The sequence below is a fragment of the Pseudomonas sp. NY15354 genome (assembly GCF_048068075.1).
In the GTDB taxonomy this organism is placed as follows: Bacteria; Pseudomonadota; Gammaproteobacteria; order Pseudomonadales; family Pseudomonadaceae; genus Aquipseudomonas; species Aquipseudomonas guariconensis_C.
Window position 1 is genome coordinate 68,164 of sequence record NZ_JBLUPV010000011.1, and the last position, 15,604, is coordinate 83,767.

The window sequence follows — 15,604 nt, forward strand, 5'->3', positions numbered from 1 at the left end:
TCAACGCACATCGCCGCGAAGGGCACTGACCTTCTCGCGTAGCGCATCCGGCTGCGCCGCCTCCACCGGGATGGCGGTGCCAGCCACCAGCGTCACCCTCGACCACAGGCGCTTGAAAAAGCCCTTGTTCGGATCGCGACTGAAGAAGCTGCCCCAGAGCCCCTGCAAAGCCAGCGGGATCACCGGCACAGGCGTTTCCTGGAGAATGCGGCTCACCCCTCCCTTGAACACATCGATCTCGCCATCGGCGCTCAGCTTGCCTTCGGGGAAGATACAGACCAGTTCACCATCCGCCAGGTACTCGGCAATGCGCGCAAAGGCACGCTCGTAGGTGGCCTCGTCTTCGCCGCGTCCGGCGATGGGAATGGCCCCGGCGGTGCGGAACACGAAGTTGAGCACCGGCAGGTTGTAGATTTTGTAGTACATGACGAAACGTATCGGCCGGCGAATGGCGCCGCCGATGAGCAATGCATCGACGAAGGAGACGTGGTTGCACACCAGCAATGCCGGGCCTTCATCAGGGATGCGCTCCAGATCCCTGTGCTGCACACGGTACATGGAATGGCTGAGCAGCCAGATCAGGAAGCGCATGGTGAATTCAGGCACGATGCGGAAGATGTAGGCATTGACCGCAACGTTGAGCAACGACACCACCAGGAACAATTGCGCAATGCTCAGTTTCGCCATGCTCAACAGCACGATCGTGATGATCGCCGACACCACCATGAACAGTGCATTGAGGATGTTGTTTGCGGCAATCACCCGGGCCCGCTGATCCTCGGGGGTACGCGCCTGGATCAAGGCATACAGCGGCACGATGTAGAAACCACCGAACACGCCCAGGCCGACGATCGACAACAGGATCCACCAGGCCTGGCCCATGCCCAGCAGCGCGAGCCAGTCATAGGGTACGTCGCCCACCGGCACATCGCCCGAATGCCACCACCACAGCAGGCCGAACAGGGTCAGGCCGAACGAGCCGAACGGCACCAGGCCGATCTCCACCTTGCGCCCGCTCAGGCGCTCGCACAGCAAAGAGCCCAGGGCGATGCCCACCGAGAACAGGGTCAGCACCAGCGTCACCACGGTCTCGTCGCCATGCAGCCAGTCTTTGGCGTAAGCCGGGATCTGGGTGAGGTAGATGGCGCCGACGAACCAGAACCAGGAATTGCCGATGATCGAGCGCGACACCGCTGGCGTCTGCCCAAGGCCCAGGCGCAAGGTGGCCCAGGATTGCTTGACGATGTTCCAGTCCAGCTTCATCTGCGGCGCCGCGGCTGCCGCCCGGGGGATCCAGCGGCTGGCCAGGTACCCGAGCACCGCGGTACCGACCACACCTGCGGCGACCACTGTGGCGTAGCTACCAGAAGACATCATCACGCCAGCACCGATGGTTCCGGCCAGGATCGCCAGGAAGGTGCCCATTTCCACCAGGCCATTGCCGCCGACCAGTTCCTCCTCACGCAGGGCCTGGGGCAGGATCGAGTATTTCACCGGGCCGAACAGCGCCGAGTGGGTGCCCATGGCGAACAGCGCCAGCAACATCAGGTGCAAGTGGCCGGTCACAAACCCCGTGGCGCCAATGGCCATGATGACGATCTCGGCCAACTTGATCGCCCGGATCAGCGCATCCTTGGCGAACTTTTCGCCAAACTGCCCAGCCAGTGCCGAGAATAAAAAGAACGGCAGGATGAACAGCAGCGCACAGAGGTTGACCCAGATCGAGCGATCGCCTTCCAGGCTGAGCTTGTACAGGATCGCCAGGATCAGCGACTGCTTGAACAGGTTGTCGTTGAAGGCACCCAGGGACTGGGTAATGAAGAACGGCAAAAAGCGCCGCTTGCCGAGCAGGGTGAATTGCGAGGGGTGACTCATCGTCCGTGTACCTGGTTGGGCTTTTTCATTGGAGGCACGCACAGCGCGAGAAGCCACAAATCTGCATGGGAATGGGGCTCGCTGGCAACCGGAAGAATGCGTGAAGTTTTTACGGCCCCTGCGCGCCCGCGCGCGCCCCCCACGACAAATCGCCATCCCGTCCTTATGCTTGGCCCTTGGCACCACTCGACAACAAGGATGTCCGATGCTCGCCACCCTCCGACGCTACCCCGCCGCTGTACGCCTGCTGCTGGCGATCACCTTCGCCCTGACCTTGGCGCGGGCGATCACCCTGCCCTACCTGGTGGTCTACCTGGCGGACAACTTCCAGCTGTCGGTCAGCCACATCGGCCTGCTGATCGGCGGCGCGCTGATCCTGGCATCGCTGCTGAGCCTGTATGGCGGCCATCTGGTCGACACCTTGAGCCCCCACGCCCTGCTGATCGGCGCCATGCTGACGTTCGCCCTGGCCTTCGTCGGCGCCATCGCCAGCCGCTGGGCCACGCTGTTCTTCGTCTGCTTGGTGCTGATCAACCTGGCCCTGGCGGTGGTCGATATCGCCGCCAAGGCAGGCTTCTGCGCGTTGCTGCCGGTGTCCGAGCGCGCCGAGGTGTTCGCTATCAAGTACACCTTGAGCAACATCGCCTATGCCGCAGGCCCCCTGCTCGGGGTGGCCTTGCTCGAGCTGAACGACCACCTGCCCTTTGTGGTGTCCGCCGGGATCGGCTTAGGCATGGCGCTGCTCTACCATAGGCTGGGCGAGCGTCAGCTGAAGGCCAGCGAGCCGCGCCAGCCCAGCGCCGGCTTCGTCCAGGTCGGCCTGCAGTTGGCCCGTGACCGTCGACTGGTGTGCTTCACCCTGGGCGGCGTGCTCAGCGCTGTGGTATTCGGCCAGTTCACCGCGTACCTCTCCCAGTATCTGGTGGTCACCGCGAGCGCCAGCGAGGCGGCGCGACTGGTGGGCTACCTGGTGACCACCAACGCCACAACGGTGATCGCGCTGCAGTACCTGGTGGGGCGTCGCATCGACCGCCAGCGCCTGATGCCTTGGCTCATGGCGGGCATGGCCTTGTTCGTCCTTGGCCTGCTGGGCTTTTCCCTGGCCGGCTCGATCATGGCCTGGTGCCTGGCGATGCTGGTGTTCACCCTGGGCGAGATCATCGTGATCCCGGCCGAATACATGTTCATCGACCTGATCGCGCCGGAGCACCTGCGCGGGATCTACTATGGCGCGCAGAACCTCTCCAACCTCGGCGCAGCGCTGGGGCCTGTGCTCGTTGGATTCGCCCTGGGGCAGATGGTGCCGGTGGCGGTCTTCTACCTGCTGGTGTTGTCGGTGATACTGGCGGCAGTGTTCTACTACCTGGGGACAAGAGGCACGATGGAGCGGCCATGAGCAGTGGGTTGTCCACATCGTCTTATCACGGGCCAAGACCGCAAGCCCTGCGACCTCCTGCCACTGCGACCATGGTCTGCGCTGACGAACCTCAGGCTGCGTGCCAGACTGATTGATCGGGACCGCGTTTTATTTTTTGCTCCGGAGTTTGCATGTCGTTGTCCAGTGGGCTGATCGCCGTGGTCGCCCTGGCCTATATGGCCATCATGTTCGCCATCGCCTTCTACGGCGACCGCCGCAGCACGCCGTTGCCGCCGCGCCTGCGCGCCTGGGTGTACAGCCTGTCGCTGGCGGTGTACTGCACCAGCTGGACCTTCTTCGGCGCAGTCGGCCAGGCTGCCGAACAGCTCTGGGCGTTCCTGCCGATCTATCTGGGGCCGGTGCTGTTGCTGGTCTTCGCGCCCTGGGTGGTGCAGAAGATGGTGCTCATCAGCAAGCAGGAGAACATCACCTCGATTGCCGACTTCATCGCCGCGCGCTATGGCAAGTCGCAGTCGCTGGCGGTGGTGGTGGCGCTGATCTGCCTGGTCGGCGTGCTGCCTTACATCGCCTTGCAACTCAAGGGCATCGTGCTCGGCGTCAACCTGCTGATCGGTGCCAACGCCGATGCCACAGGCCCCCGGGTGCAGGACACCGCACTGGTGATTTCGCTGGTACTGGCGCTGTTCGCCATCGTCTTCGGCACGCGCAGCCTCGATGTCACCGAACACCACCGGGGCATGGTCCTGGCGATTGCTTTCGAATCGTTGGTCAAGCTGCTGGCCTTCCTCGCCGTCGGCGCTTTCGTGGTGTTCAACCTGTATGACGGCTTCGACGACCTGTTCACCCAGGCGCGCCAGTCGGTGCACCTGGAAAGCTATTGGCAGGAGACCGTCAACTGGCCTTCGATGGTGGTGCAGACCGCCGTGGCGATGATGGCCATCATCTGCCTGCCCCGGCAATTCCATGTGACCGTGGTGGAAAACATCGAGCCCCAGGACATGCGCATGGCCCGCTGGGTGTTTCCGCTGTACCTGGCGCTGGCCGCCCTGTTCGTCGTGCCAATAGCCCTGGCCGGGCAGATGCTGCTGCCAGGCACGGTTATTTCCGACTCCTTCGTCATCAGCCTGCCCCTGGCCGAGGCCCACCCAAGCCTGGCACTGCTGGCGTTCATCGGCGGTGCCTCGGCCGCCACCGGCATGGTCATCGTCGAAGCAGTGGCTTTGTCGACCATGGTGTCCAACGACATGCTGCTGCCGTGGCTGCTGCGTCGCAAGAACGCCGAGCGGCCGTTCGAAGCGTTCCGTCACTGGATGCTCTCGGTACGCCGGGTGACCATCGTCGCCATCCTCCTGCTGGCCTATGTCAGCTACCGTCTGCTGGGTTCTACCGCCAGCCTGGCGACCATCGGCCAGATCGCTTTTGCCGCCGTGACCCAGCTGACACCGGCCATGCTGGGCGCGCTGTACTGGAAACAGGCCAACCGCCGAGGCGTGTTCGCGGGGCTCGCCGCCGGGATCTTCCTGTGGTTCTACACCTTGGTGCTGCCGATCGCCACCCACAGTCTGGGCTGGTCGCTGCAGTTGTTCCCAGGTCTTGCCTGGCTGCACAGCAACCCATTGAACCTGCCGATCACCCCGCTGACCCAGGGCGTGGTGCTGTCCCTGGCAGGCAATTTCATCCTGTTCGCCTGGGTCTCGATCCTGTCACGTACACGGGTTTCGGAGCACTGGCAGGCAGGCCGCTTCATCGGTCAACAGAGCAGCGCCCGCCCCAGCAACCGGTCGCTATTGGCGGTGCAGATCGACGACCTGCTCAAGCTGGCTGCGCGCTTCGTGGGCGAAGAGCGGGCACGGCAAAGCTTCATCCGCTTCGCCTATCGCCAGGGCAAGGGCTTCAACCCCAACCAGAACGCCGACGGCGACTGGATCGAGCACACCGAACGATTGTTGGCCGGTGTGCTTGGCACCTCATCGACCCGGGCAGTGGTCAAGGCGGCCATCGAAGGCCGAGAGATGCAGCTCGAAGACGTGGTGCGCATCGCCGACGAAGCCAGCGAAGTGCTGCAGTTCAACCGGGCCCTGCTGCAAGGCGCCATCGAGAACATCAACCAGGGCATCAGCGTGGTGGACCAGAACCTGCACCTGGTGGCCTGGAACCGCCGCTACCTGGAGCTGTTCAACTACCCCGACGGGCTGATCAGCGTGGGTCGGCCGATCGCCGACATCATCCGCTACAACGCCGAGCGCGGCTTGTGCGGCCCAGGCGAGGCACAGGTGCATGTCGCCCGTCGCCTGCACTGGATGCGCCAGGGACGCGCGCACACCTCCGAACGGCTGTTCCCTAATGGCCGAGTCATCGAGCTGATCGGCAATCCGATGCCGGGCGGCGGCTTTGTCATGAGCTTCACCGACATCACCCCGTTCCGCGAGGCGGAGCAGGCCCTCAAGGACGCCAACGAAGGGCTGGAGCAACGGGTCGCCGAACGGACCCAGGAGCTCTCCCAGCTCAACCAGGCGCTGTCGGAGGCCAAGAGCCGTGCCGAAGCGGTCAGCCAGTCCAAGACTCGCTTCCTGGCCGCGGTCAGCCATGACCTGATGCAGCCGCTCAATGCCGCGCGGCTGTTCTCCGCCGCCCTGTCGCAACAGGCTGAAGGCATGAATGAAGAGGCCCGCCAACTGGTGCAGCACATGGACAGCTCGCTGCGCTCGGCGGAGGAGCTGATCAGCGACCTGTTGGACATTTCACGCCTGGAAAACGGCAAGATCACGCCCGATCCCAAGCCGTTCGCCCTCAACGAACTGTTCGATACCCTGGGTACCGAATTCAAGGTGCTGGCTGCGGAGAAAGACCTGGAGTTCCGCCTGCGGGGCAGCCGGCTGCGCGTCGAAAGTGACATGAAACTGCTGCGCCGGGTGCTACAGAATTTCCTGACCAATGCACTGCGCTACGGCAAGAGCCCGCTGCTGCTCGGCGTGCGCCGCCAAGGCGAACGCCTGTGGCTGGAGGTCTGGGATCGGGGCCCGGGCATTGCCGACGACAAGCTGCAGGTGATCTTCCAGGAGTTCAAACGCCTGGACAGCCACCAGACGCGCGCCGAAAAAGGCCTGGGCCTGGGTCTGGCGATCGCCGATGGCTTGTGCAGGGTACTGGGGCATCCACTGGAGGTGCGCTCCTGGCCGGGCAAGGGTAGCGTATTCAGGGTCAGCGTACCGATCGCCCGGGCCCCGGCGCCCGAAACCCGAACGCCCGTGGAGCAGGTCAGCCAGCCCCTGGCTGGCCTGCAGGTGCTGTGTGTCGACAACGAAGACAGCATTCTTCTGGGCATGAACAGCCTGCTCAGCCGCTGGGGCTGTCAGGTCTGGACCGCACGTAACCGCGAGGAGTGCGAAGCGTTGCTGGCCCAAGGCATGCGTCCGCACCTGGCGCTGGTGGATTTCCACCTGGACGATGGCGAGACCGGTACCGAGCTGATGGCCTGGCTACGCACCCGCCTGGGTGAACCCGTGCCTGGGGTGGTGATCAGTGCCGACGGGCGCAACGAGACCATCGCCATGGTCCACGCCGCCGGCCTCGACTACCTGGCCAAACCCGTCAAGCCCGCAGCCTTGCGCGCCCTGCTCAACCGCCATCTGAGCCTGGTTCAGTAAGCGCTTCGTCAGCGAGTACGCCCTCGGCAAGCGCCCGTTCGAGCAACTCGCCCGGCAGGCTCTTGCTGGCTCGGGCGCCAAGCAACTTGAGTTGTTCGCTGCGGCTGACCAGGTTGCCGCGCCCCTCACAGAGTTTGTTGCGTGCAGCGGCATAGGCCTTGTCCACCTGCTGCAGGCGGCTGCCCAGTTCGTCCAGGTCCTGGATGAACAAGACGAACTTGTCGTACAGCCAACCGGCTCGCTCGGCGATTTCTCGCGCGTTCTGGCTCTGGCGTTCCTGCTTCCACAGGCTGTCGATGACCCGCAAGGTCGCCAGCAAGGTGGTCGGGCTGACAATTACGATCTGCCGGTCGAATGCTTCCTGGAACAGGTTGGGCTCGGCCTGCAGGGCCGCCGAGAACGCCGCCTCTATGGGCACGAACAACAAGACGAAATCCAGGCTGTGCAAGCCGTCCAGGCGATTGTAGTCCTTGCTCGACAGGCCTTTGACATGACTGCGCAGAGACTGCACATGCTGTTTCAGCGCGGCCTGGGCGCGCTCGGCATCGGTATCACCGACAAATTGCTGATACGCCGTGAGGCTGACCTTGGCATCGACCACCACTTGCTTGTCACCTGGCAGCATGATCAGCACATCGGGCTGATAACGCTCTCCGTCGGCGCTCTTGAGGCTGACCTGGGTCTGGTACTCCCGCCCCTTCTCCAGGCCCGCATGCTCCAGCACCCGCTCGAGAATGAGCTCGCCCCAGTTACCCTGGGTCTTCTGCCCCTTCAAGGCCTGGGTCAGGTTGGTGGCTTCATCCGACAGGCGCAGGTTGAGCTGCTGCAGGCGCTCGAGCTCCTTGCCCAAGGAAAATCGCTCGCGCGCCTCTTGTTGGTAGCTCTCCTCCACACGCTTCTCGAAGGCCTGAATACGCTCCTTGAGCGGGTCGAGCAACTGCCCCAGATGCTGCTGGCTGGTCTGGGTGAAACGTTGTTCACGCTCGTCGAAGATCTTGGTCGCCATCTCGGCGAACTGGGCACGCAAGGTATCCCGCGCCTCTTGCAGGTCTTCGAGACGCTGTTGGTGGCTGTCCTGCTGTTCACGCAGCTCTGCCTCCAGGCGTGCGGCCTGGGCCTCCAACCGACGCTGCTCGGCTTCGCGATTGGCCCGCTCGAGCTGCCAGGCGTGGGCGGCATCACGGGCATTGTCGCGGTCGATCTGCAGCAATTCGAGCTCGCGGGTCTGAGCCGCCAACGTGGTCTGCTTGACCACGTTGGCTTCGCTGAGGTCGCTGATCTCGTCGCGGCACGCCTCCAGTTGCGCTTGCAGACCTTCCTGGGCCAGTTGCGCACCGCAGAGGCGCTCTTGCATCAAGGCCAGTTCCGAGTGCCGCGCCGACAGCTTTCGCTGCAACTGCAGTGCCCAACCCAGGCAAGGGACCGCTGCGGCAACGAGGCCCAGCAAGATACTGGCAAGATCCACTGCCATAGCGACTCCAATCGATGTTCGACAATGCCGTGCAGCTTATCAGTTGAGGCATTGGGTGGCTTCATCGGCACGGTTGCGGCGCACGCGCGCTCCCCCGGGTGTGAAAACGCGCTTGCTCCGCGATGATGCCTCACGCCGGCAACAGCTGCAGGAGTAGCCGGCGTGCCTCTTGGGAGCCCTGCCCTGCCGCCAGCTCCAGCCAGTAGCGTGCCTGCTCGGGCTCGCTGGTCTGGCACAACCGACCATATTCAAGTTGGGCACGACGATCGCCCGCGCGCGCAGCTTGGCGCAACAGGTCGTGCCCAATGCGTCGGTCGCGGGCATTGCCACACTCCCGGCAGAGCATCTGCCCCAGCCGGCTCTGGGCCACCACCACGCCCTGACGCGCAGGCTGCTTGAGCAGACGGCCGGCCAGGTGCTTGACGCGAGGCTTGTCGCCCAGGCGTGGGCTGTCGAGTAACCACAGGGCCACTTTCAGGGAAAAGCGTTTGGAGGAAGTCTCGGACGTAGAGACCGGTGGGCTTGCGAGGGGTTTACCGCGAAACTTCATAACTAACAGCGAAGGCAACTCGAGAGGCGCGCCACTGTACTCTTTTTTCCCCGGCGTGACCCTCCGCTTGCAGGCAGATGTTAAAAAAAATTTCTATGATCTTTTCTTGACGTTTCTCACTGTCATGGTAGCGCTCCCCCTTTGACCCAACATTGTCGGACAGTTCGAAAAACAGCTGGCACGCCCGTCCTAGAGCAAGCGCTCGGGACAATCCACAGAAGCTGTGGATAACTCGGTGGACAACCACCACAGTAGGGCCGCAAAGCCCTATGGAATGGGGCTTTCGGTCAAACTGTCGATTTTTTCACCAGCAAAAATTAGTGTTTTTTTTCATTGACTTAAGTGTGCAGTCAAGTCATTGGCGAGCTCGTCGGAGGTTGTTGCCAGGTTGTTACAAGTCATCGTCACTGTGTGTACAAGTGAGTGGCGCACACCCATTTGGATACCCGCGTCTGCCCACTGCCCCACCCTGCCCACCCGCTTCCCCCCTTCACAGCCCGTGAAATAAACGCCATACTGCTCGGCTCGCCAGGAAAAGCACAAATTTGCTTGCCAGGCCTAGTGATTTACGGTAGGGTGCTCGCCGTTAGTACCCAGCTGAAAGTCAATTCTGGCCAATAGCGTCCTTGCAGTGCGCCGCTCGACCCAACGGGCAACCACTGCTGAAACCAGGACCGGCCCACTCGATGATTCCCAGGCAGCCCCGCTGCTCCATCACGAATCACGTAACAGATTGATCGGGATATCTTCACCCAGAGGCCTCGAACCTTGGCCTTGGTGTGCCTGCCCGCCTTCTGATGTACCTACCAGTCAGCCCAGCGCCCACATTTGCTTGCGCCTCATCTGGCTGCCCTGTTCCAGTCAGGTTCTTCGTCCCTTAATAAAGGCGTCACTGGAACGTTTCTAAGATGCACGGATCGAACCCCGTGTTAAATGCAGGAACATCCAACAATATGAATACCCATCATCAGATCCAATCCGCTATCGGCACCCTGTCCCAGGCCTTCGCCCCCTTGAAGTGCCTCATCGTTGCACCGCGCAAGGGTAGCTTCAGCTTCACCCTGGTCGACGAACATGGCGTTGCGTGCCATACCGAACGTCTGTACCCCGAGCAGTACAATCGCAGCGCTCCACTGCAGGCCATTATTGAACGCACCCGCCAGTCCCTGGCCGCGTGAACGGCAAATACCTGCGTATTCACACGCTCGATAACCCTCTGACTCGCCTGCCCGATCGTTCTTGGCGTAATTGCTACAAGGCATATACGCCGAGAGCTCCGGCAGTAATCGATTTAAAAACAGCCCTTTACACCACGATTATCACACTACACTTCAACTCGAGCGGTGCGAGCCGCTTCCGGCGGGCCTGATCAATTCACCAGCTGCCAAGCTCCAGCGCCCGTCGGCCCTTACTTGATCGAGGGCATCATGGGTATCGCGGCTAAAGAGTTGTGTCAGTATGTGATCCGACCGACCCTGATCTACCTGGACCGTCATTGCGAAAGCGCCGAAGCCTTGCTGCTGGGCGTGGCCGCCAGCCAGTCGGCACTCGGCTCGGCATTGCATGACAGGCGGGGTCATGGCCTCTACCGAATCGGCGAAACCCGCCATCAGGCGCTCTGGGACGATTTCCTGGCGCGCGACCCGGATCTGGCGAGCCTGGTCCGCGGCCTGGCCAGCCAGCACGCCTTCTTGCGCGGACCGCACCTGGAACTGGCGGTCAACCTTCGCTACTCCACCGCCATTGCCTGGATGCTCATCGAAGAGCAGGCGCCCCGATTACCAGCGGCCGATGACCTGTTGGGATTGGCGCGCATCTGGCGACAGATCTTCCACCCCCAAGGCCGTCTGCGCGATTTCACTCACGCCTGGCATCTCTGTGTGAACCCGATTCTGTCCGAAGCATCTTAAGAGATGCCTTACAACATAACCGGAAAAAAGGGAATTTTGGTCGGATTGTCCTACAAAACTACGCGAACGGCTGCGATTGAGCCTATGGCGCAGCGCGTAATTTGTTGGTAGCTTTTCGCCCCGGAGAACCCAAGGAGTTTCACAATAATGAAAAAAGCAATGCTCAAAACCTCCCTCGGTGTAGCTGTCGCCCTCGCATCCAGCCAACTGTTCGCTGCCGGCTTCGCCCTCAATGAACAAAGCGTCAGCGGTATGGGGACAGGTTTCGCGGGTCGTTCGTCTTCTGCCGAAGATGCCAGCACTGTCTATGGCAACCCTGCCGGCATGTCGCGCCTGAAGCGCGAGCAAGTCACCGTGGGTGGTGCCGCTGTCATCGCCAAGTCAGATATCTCGGGTCGGGGGGCCAGCGTCGCGGGAAGAAGCCTGCCAGGTGAAACAGATGGCGACATGGTCCCGACTGTTGGCGTCCCGATGGGCTACTACGTCAAGCCGCTTGATGACCATTGGAGCGTCGGTTTTGGTGTCTATGTGCCATTTGGTCTGGTCACCGATTATGGTGGCGATGACGCCGCCCGCTACTGGGGCAAGAAGAGCCACGTGGAAGTCATCACCTTCCAGCCAACTGTAAGCTATGCCTTCAACGACAAGGTATCGGTCGGCTTCGGTCCAACCATCAACCGCATCAAGGGCGAACTGGGCTCGAACCTGCTCAATCCGCGCAGCCCTGGCTTCAATGACGGTGAAGTGAAGGTCAAAGGCGATGACACTGCTGTGGGCTACAACATCGGTGTTCTGGTCCAGGCCACTGACAATACCCGCGTTGGCCTGACGTACCACTCAATGGTCGACTACAAGCTCGAAGGCAAAACCCGCGTCAGCACTCCTCTGATCGGCCCATTCAACGGCGACAAGTTCGACGCCAGCCTGAAGATCAAGACCCCAGAGTCCGTCGATCTCTCGATCACTCACGAGTTGAATGATCAGTGGACCCTCTATGCGGGCAGCACCTGGACCCGTTGGAGCCGCCTGGAAAGTATCGTCGTAGAGAACGATGTTCCCGGCCCACTGAAAGGCTCTCAGTTCGAAACTATTACCGAAGAGCAAAACTGGCATGACACCTGGGCTCACGCCATTGGTGCCGCTTACAAAGTGAACAAGGAGTGGACCCTGCGTGCAGGCTTCTCCGTGGATCAGTCGCCTACCAACAACCACGACCGCTCGCCACGTATCCCGACTGGCGATCGCAAGGCTGTCAGCTTTGGTGCTGGCTGGAGCCCGAACGACGACATGACCATCGACGTGGCTTACTCCTACCTGTGGGAGGAAGACACCAAGGTCAATGTGGGCAGCCAAACCAACCCCAAAGGCGCCTACCAGGCCAAGTACGAAAACAGCGCTCATGGCCTCGGTGCCTCCCTCACCTACCGCTTCTGAGTCGCACACGCAGCATGAAGAAACCGCCCTCGTGGCGGTTTTTTCATGCCTGCACAGTCCAGGCGTCGCCCAACGCCTCCTGTAGGTAGGCCGTGAACGCCCGCACCTTGGGCGTCATGGCAAAGCGGTCGGCCAGGCACAGATAGATGTCCATCGGCTCGGTCTGGGCGTAGGCCTGCCCTGCATCGCCAGGTTCGAACAACGGCACCAGCCGGCCAGCGGCCAGGTGCGGCTTGACGATGAATTCCGCCAGACGGGTGATACCCCCGTCGCTAAGTGCCATCTGGGTCAGGGCATCGATGTCGTCGCTGATGAGCACATTGCCGAACTCTGCTTCGAAACGCAGCCCATCACGCACGAACCCCCAGCGCAACAAACGCCCATCGACGGGGTAGCGAAACACCAGGCAACGGTGATCCCGCAGGGCTTGCGGAGTGCCTGGCAGCCCGGCACTCTCCAGGTACCCTGGCGATGCACAGCAGATGAACGGAATACGCGCGATGTGTCGGGCCAACAGGTGGTCTTCCAATTGCGGGGGAATGCGCAGGCTCACATCGACATCCTCACGCGCATGGTTGACCTTCCGGTCAGTCGTTACCAACTCTATCGAAAGGAAGGGATATCGCGCACTGAACCCGGGAATCAGCGGCGCCAGTACATGCCGCCCAAACGCCGAGGTCGAAGCAATGCACAAGCGCCCTTGCGGCTCGCTTTCAGGGGTGGTGACTGCCAGCTCGGCCTGCGCCAGATCACGCTCCACATGGCGCACTTTCTCGTAGTACAAGGCACCTGCCGAAGTCAGCGCCATGCTGCGCGTGGTGCGCGACAACAGCACCACCTGCAAGTGCTGCTCAAGACGCCCCAGGTTCTGGCTGACCGCCGCAGGGCTCACGCCAAGGCTGCGCGCCCCACCCGCGATGCTGCCAGCCTCGACAACCTTGATGAAACAGCGAATGGCATTGAGCAGGTCCATCGGTGCGCCTTCTAATTCGTAAGTTTTTCTTTATAAAGAACTCACTCCTCGTGGTCTACAGCCCTCTGGCCGTACTGATTAACCTGAGCGCCTCAATTGATTCGACGAGGAAATTTTCGATGAGCGAACTGTCCGCCCTGCGCAGCCGCCGCAAGCTGCGCGCGAGCGCCACGCCTTATGTATTTGCCTTTTACATGTCGGCCATCATGGCCCTGCTGATGTGCTTCGTGATCACTGCGGCAACCGCCGGGGTGGGCGATGATTTCTTGAACAAAGTGCTGCAGGCGTACCGGCTGGCAATGCCAGTGGCTTTTGTCTGTGTCTTACTGGTACGCCCTGTGGTAACCCGCCTGGTGGCCCTGACCGTGCACCCGCACTGACCATTACGGCTGGGAGGCGATGGCTTTCTCGATCGCTGCCTGGAAGGCCGGATCGTCGGGTTTGGTCAGGCTGGAGAAGTTGGCGATCACTTTGCCTTGCCGATCGACCACATACTTGTAGAAATTCCATTTCGGCGCACTGCTCTGGCGCGCCAGTTCAATGAACAAAGGCACCGCATCCTTGCCGCGTACCGCCTGGGCCTTGGTCATGGTGAACGTCACGCCGTAGTTGGCGTAGCACACCTTGGCGGTCTTCTCGCTGTCGGCGTCTTCCTGTTTGAAGTCGTTCGAAGGCACACCGAGCATCTCCAGGCCCTGTTCGTGGTAGGCCTTGTAGGTAGACTCCAAGCCCTCGAACTGCGGGGCGAAACCGCAATAGCTGGCGGTGTTGACCACCACCAGCGGCTTGCCGGCAAAGCGCTCGCACAAATCGATCTGCTCTTTGCCACGCAGCTCGGGCAGGCTGCCTTGCAGCAAGGCGGGACAGTCGGCCGCCCAAGTGGACGAGGCGGCGGCAAGAACCAGTAACGAAAGGGTAAACCTGCGTAGGGACATCGTTCGGCACTCCTGCAAGATGAGAATCCTTTACCTGCAGGGTAGCGCCTAACAAACACCCATGCCCAACTGCATCAGCGCCAGCCCGCCCTCGTGCCAGCCCCACCACACCAGTGCCAGCAGCAGTAGCGCAACGGCTGCCAGCAACCCGCGCATCAGGGAGCGGTTCATACCGGCTGGGCCTGCAGCCGCGCCACCGGGCGCTCGCGCACCGGCCAGTTGAGGGCTGCGGCCAACACGCTCAGCAGAATCGAAATCTGCCAGACCAGTTCGTAGCTGCCGGTACGGTCATACACCACCCCGCCCAGCCAGCCACCGAGGAAGGCGCCCAACTGATGGAACAGGAAGACGATACCGCCGAGCATGGACAGGTTGCGCACACCGAACACCGTGGCCACGGTGCCATTGGTCAGCGGGACCGTGGACAACCACAACAGGCCCATGGCGATGCCGAACAGGTAGGCACTGACCTGAGTCACTGGTGCCCACAGGAACAACAGAATCACCACCGCCCGCAACAGGTACAAGCCGGTCAGCAGCCGCGGCTTGGACATGCGCCCACCCAGCCAACCGGCGGTGTAGGTACCGACGATGTTGAACAGCCCGACCAACGCCAGCACGGTGGTGCCAGTGGTCGCCGGCAGGTGCTGGTCCACCAGATAGGCCGGCAGGTGCACGCCGATGAACACCACCTGGAACCCGCAGACGAAAAAGCCCAGCGCCAGCAACCAGAACCCTGAATGCGAACACGCCTCGTGAAGCGCCTGGCCAAGGGTCTGCTCGGCACCATGGCTCGGTAGCGGCCGATCACGCAACAAGCCTACGAACGGCACGATCAAGGCCACCAGCAGGCCCAAAACCAGCAAGGCTGCCGACCAACCCAGCCATTGGATCAGGCCGAGGGTGCCCGGCAGCATGGCGAACTGACCGAATGAGCCGGCGGCACTGGCGATGCCCATGGCCAGGCTGCGTTTTTCCGCTGGGACCGCGCGCCCCACCACACCCAGGATGACCGAGAAGGACGTGCCGGACAGCCCGATGCCGATCAATAGGCCAGCACTCAACGAGAGCGACCAGGCCGAGTCGGCCATGCCCATCAGCATCAGGCCCACGGTGTAGAGAATCCCGCCGATGATCACCACCCGCGCGGCGCCCAGGCGGTCAGCCAAGGCCCCGGCAAATGGCTGGGCCAGGCCCCATATCAGGTTCTGCAGGGCGATGGCGAAGGCGAACACTTCCCTCCCCCAACCGAACTCGGCACTCATCGGTGCCAGAAACAGGCCAAAGCCGTGCCGCACCCCCAGGGACAACGCCAGGATCAGCGCCGCCCCCAACAACACCCACCCGCTGGTTCGCCATACCGAGGTCATCGTCGTTCTCTCCAGCACATCGCAAGGTTTATGCGGGTATATACCCACTTCTAGTTGTAAA

Annotated in this window: 13 protein-coding genes; 6 read left to right on the forward strand and 7 right to left on the reverse strand. The window is 62.0% G+C overall.

Features of this window, described 5'->3' with window-relative positions:
- The gene (locus ACNFCH_RS13205) at window positions 1-1,875 is read right to left on the reverse strand and encodes an MFS transporter (protein WP_416742949.1); all 1,875 of its coding nucleotides are present in this window, start codon (window positions 1,873-1,875) and stop codon (window positions 1-3) included.
- 205 nt (window positions 1,876-2,080) lie between these two features.
- Here ACNFCH_RS13205 and ACNFCH_RS13210 point away from each other — a divergent pair, with 205 nt between their 5' ends.
- Together ACNFCH_RS13210 and ACNFCH_RS13215 are read left to right on the forward strand one after the other, a co-directional pair.
- On the forward strand, window positions 2,081-3,271 hold the full coding sequence (locus ACNFCH_RS13210; protein WP_416742950.1) for an MFS transporter: 1,191 nt from the start codon (window positions 2,081-2,083) through the stop codon (window positions 3,269-3,271).
- A gap of 152 nt (window positions 3,272-3,423) precedes the next feature.
- Window positions 3,424-6,900 (forward strand): NahK/ErcS family hybrid sensor histidine kinase/response regulator, encoded by a 3,477-nt coding sequence (locus ACNFCH_RS13215; protein ID WP_337157463.1) that lies wholly within the window; start codon window positions 3,424-3,426, stop codon window positions 6,898-6,900.
- Here the strand turns inward: ACNFCH_RS13215 and rmuC are convergent.
- Both rmuC and ACNFCH_RS13225 read right to left on the reverse strand, forming a co-directional pair.
- A complete protein-coding gene (rmuC, locus tag ACNFCH_RS13220) occupies window positions 6,872-8,257 on the reverse strand; it encodes a DNA recombination protein RmuC (RefSeq protein WP_337157584.1) in 1,386 nt (461 codons plus the stop codon). The two genes, ACNFCH_RS13215 and rmuC, sit on opposite strands and share 29 nt — an antisense overlap.
- A 244-nt stretch (window positions 8,258-8,501) precedes the next feature.
- Window positions 8,502-8,921, reverse strand: coding sequence for a sel1 repeat family protein (locus ACNFCH_RS13225; RefSeq protein WP_337157462.1), 420 nt, complete (start codon window positions 8,919-8,921; stop codon window positions 8,502-8,504).
- A 953-nt stretch (window positions 8,922-9,874) separates the two neighbouring features.
- Here ACNFCH_RS13225 and ACNFCH_RS13230 point away from each other — a divergent pair.
- The 3 genes from ACNFCH_RS13230 (at window position 9,875) to ACNFCH_RS13240 (ending at window position 12,265) form a co-directional block, all read left to right on the forward strand.
- Complete coding sequence (locus tag ACNFCH_RS13230; protein WP_043215552.1) at window positions 9,875-10,099, forward strand: hypothetical protein; 225 nt, start codon at window positions 9,875-9,877, stop codon at window positions 10,097-10,099.
- Window positions 10,100-10,348: 249 nt separating this feature from the next.
- A complete protein-coding gene (locus ACNFCH_RS13235; RefSeq protein ID WP_196164533.1) occupies window positions 10,349-10,831 on the forward strand; it encodes a hypothetical protein in 483 nt (160 codons plus the stop codon).
- 147 nt (window positions 10,832-10,978) lie between these two features.
- Window positions 10,979-12,265 (forward strand): OmpP1/FadL family transporter, encoded by a 1,287-nt coding sequence (locus tag ACNFCH_RS13240; RefSeq protein ID WP_337157461.1) that lies wholly within the window; start codon window positions 10,979-10,981, stop codon window positions 12,263-12,265.
- 43 nt (window positions 12,266-12,308) lie between these two features.
- Here the strand turns inward: ACNFCH_RS13240 and ACNFCH_RS13245 are convergent, their stop codons facing one another.
- A complete protein-coding gene (locus ACNFCH_RS13245; RefSeq protein ID WP_337157460.1) occupies window positions 12,309-13,238 on the reverse strand; it encodes a LysR family transcriptional regulator in 930 nt (309 codons plus the stop codon).
- Window positions 13,239-13,357: 119 nt separating this feature from the next.
- On the opposite strand from ACNFCH_RS13245, the gene ACNFCH_RS13250 reads away from it, so the two are divergent.
- Window positions 13,358-13,618: a DUF2798 domain-containing protein gene (locus tag ACNFCH_RS13250; protein WP_337157459.1), complete on the forward strand. Its 261-nt coding sequence runs from the start codon at window positions 13,358-13,360 to the stop codon at window positions 13,616-13,618.
- A gap of 3 nt (window positions 13,619-13,621) precedes the next feature.
- On the opposite strand, the gene ACNFCH_RS13255 is transcribed toward ACNFCH_RS13250, so the two are convergent.
- Genes ACNFCH_RS13255 through ACNFCH_RS13265 form a run of 3 tightly spaced genes read right to left on the reverse strand, consistent with a single transcriptional unit; the run spans window position 13,622 to window position 15,543 of the window.
- Complete coding sequence (locus ACNFCH_RS13255; protein ID WP_337157458.1) at window positions 13,622-14,173, reverse strand: glutathione peroxidase; 552 nt, start codon at window positions 14,171-14,173, stop codon at window positions 13,622-13,624.
- A gap of 48 nt (window positions 14,174-14,221) precedes the next feature.
- Entirely contained in the window at window positions 14,222-14,344 is a 123-nt protein-coding gene (locus tag ACNFCH_RS13260) for a hypothetical protein (protein ID WP_337157457.1), read from the reverse strand.
- Window positions 14,341-15,543, reverse strand: coding sequence for an MFS transporter (locus tag ACNFCH_RS13265; protein ID WP_196164528.1), 1,203 nt, complete (start codon window positions 15,541-15,543; stop codon window positions 14,341-14,343). The genes ACNFCH_RS13260 and ACNFCH_RS13265 overlap by 4 nt, the downstream gene beginning before the upstream one ends.
- Window positions 15,544-15,604 lie beyond the last annotated feature (61 nt).

Excerpts from the sequence above, each read along its gene's own strand:
- ACNFCH_RS13205 (WP_416742949.1), bottom strand. The coding sequence starts at position 1,875 with ATGAGTCACCCCTCGCAATTCACCCTGCTCGGCAAGCGGCGCTTTTTG.
- ACNFCH_RS13255 (WP_337157458.1), bottom strand. The coding sequence starts at position 14,173 with ATGTCCCTACGCAGGTTTACCCTTTCGTTACTGGTTCTTGCCGCCGCC.
- ACNFCH_RS13215 (WP_337157463.1), top strand. The coding sequence starts at position 3,424 with ATGTCGTTGTCCAGTGGGCTGATCGCCGTGGTCGCCCTGGCCTATATG.
- ACNFCH_RS13225 (WP_337157462.1), bottom strand. The coding sequence starts at position 8,921 with ATGAAGTTTCGCGGTAAACCCCTCGCAAGCCCACCGGTCTCTACGTCC.
- ACNFCH_RS13210 (WP_416742950.1), top strand. The coding sequence starts at position 2,081 with ATGCTCGCCACCCTCCGACGCTACCCCGCCGCTGTACGCCTGCTGCTG.
- ACNFCH_RS13230 (WP_043215552.1), top strand. The coding sequence starts at position 9,875 with ATGAATACCCATCATCAGATCCAATCCGCTATCGGCACCCTGTCCCAG.
- ACNFCH_RS13235 (WP_196164533.1), top strand. The coding sequence starts at position 10,349 with ATGGGTATCGCGGCTAAAGAGTTGTGTCAGTATGTGATCCGACCGACC.
- ACNFCH_RS13265 (WP_196164528.1), bottom strand. The coding sequence starts at position 15,543 with ATGACCTCGGTATGGCGAACCAGCGGGTGGGTGTTGTTGGGGGCGGCG.
- ACNFCH_RS13250 (WP_337157459.1), top strand. The coding sequence starts at position 13,358 with ATGAGCGAACTGTCCGCCCTGCGCAGCCGCCGCAAGCTGCGCGCGAGC.
- ACNFCH_RS13245 (WP_337157460.1), bottom strand. The coding sequence starts at position 13,238 with ATGGACCTGCTCAATGCCATTCGCTGTTTCATCAAGGTTGTCGAGGCT.
- ACNFCH_RS13240 (WP_337157461.1), top strand. The coding sequence starts at position 10,979 with ATGAAAAAAGCAATGCTCAAAACCTCCCTCGGTGTAGCTGTCGCCCTC.
- ACNFCH_RS13260 (WP_337157457.1), bottom strand. The coding sequence starts at position 14,344 with ATGAACCGCTCCCTGATGCGCGGGTTGCTGGCAGCCGTTGCGCTACTG.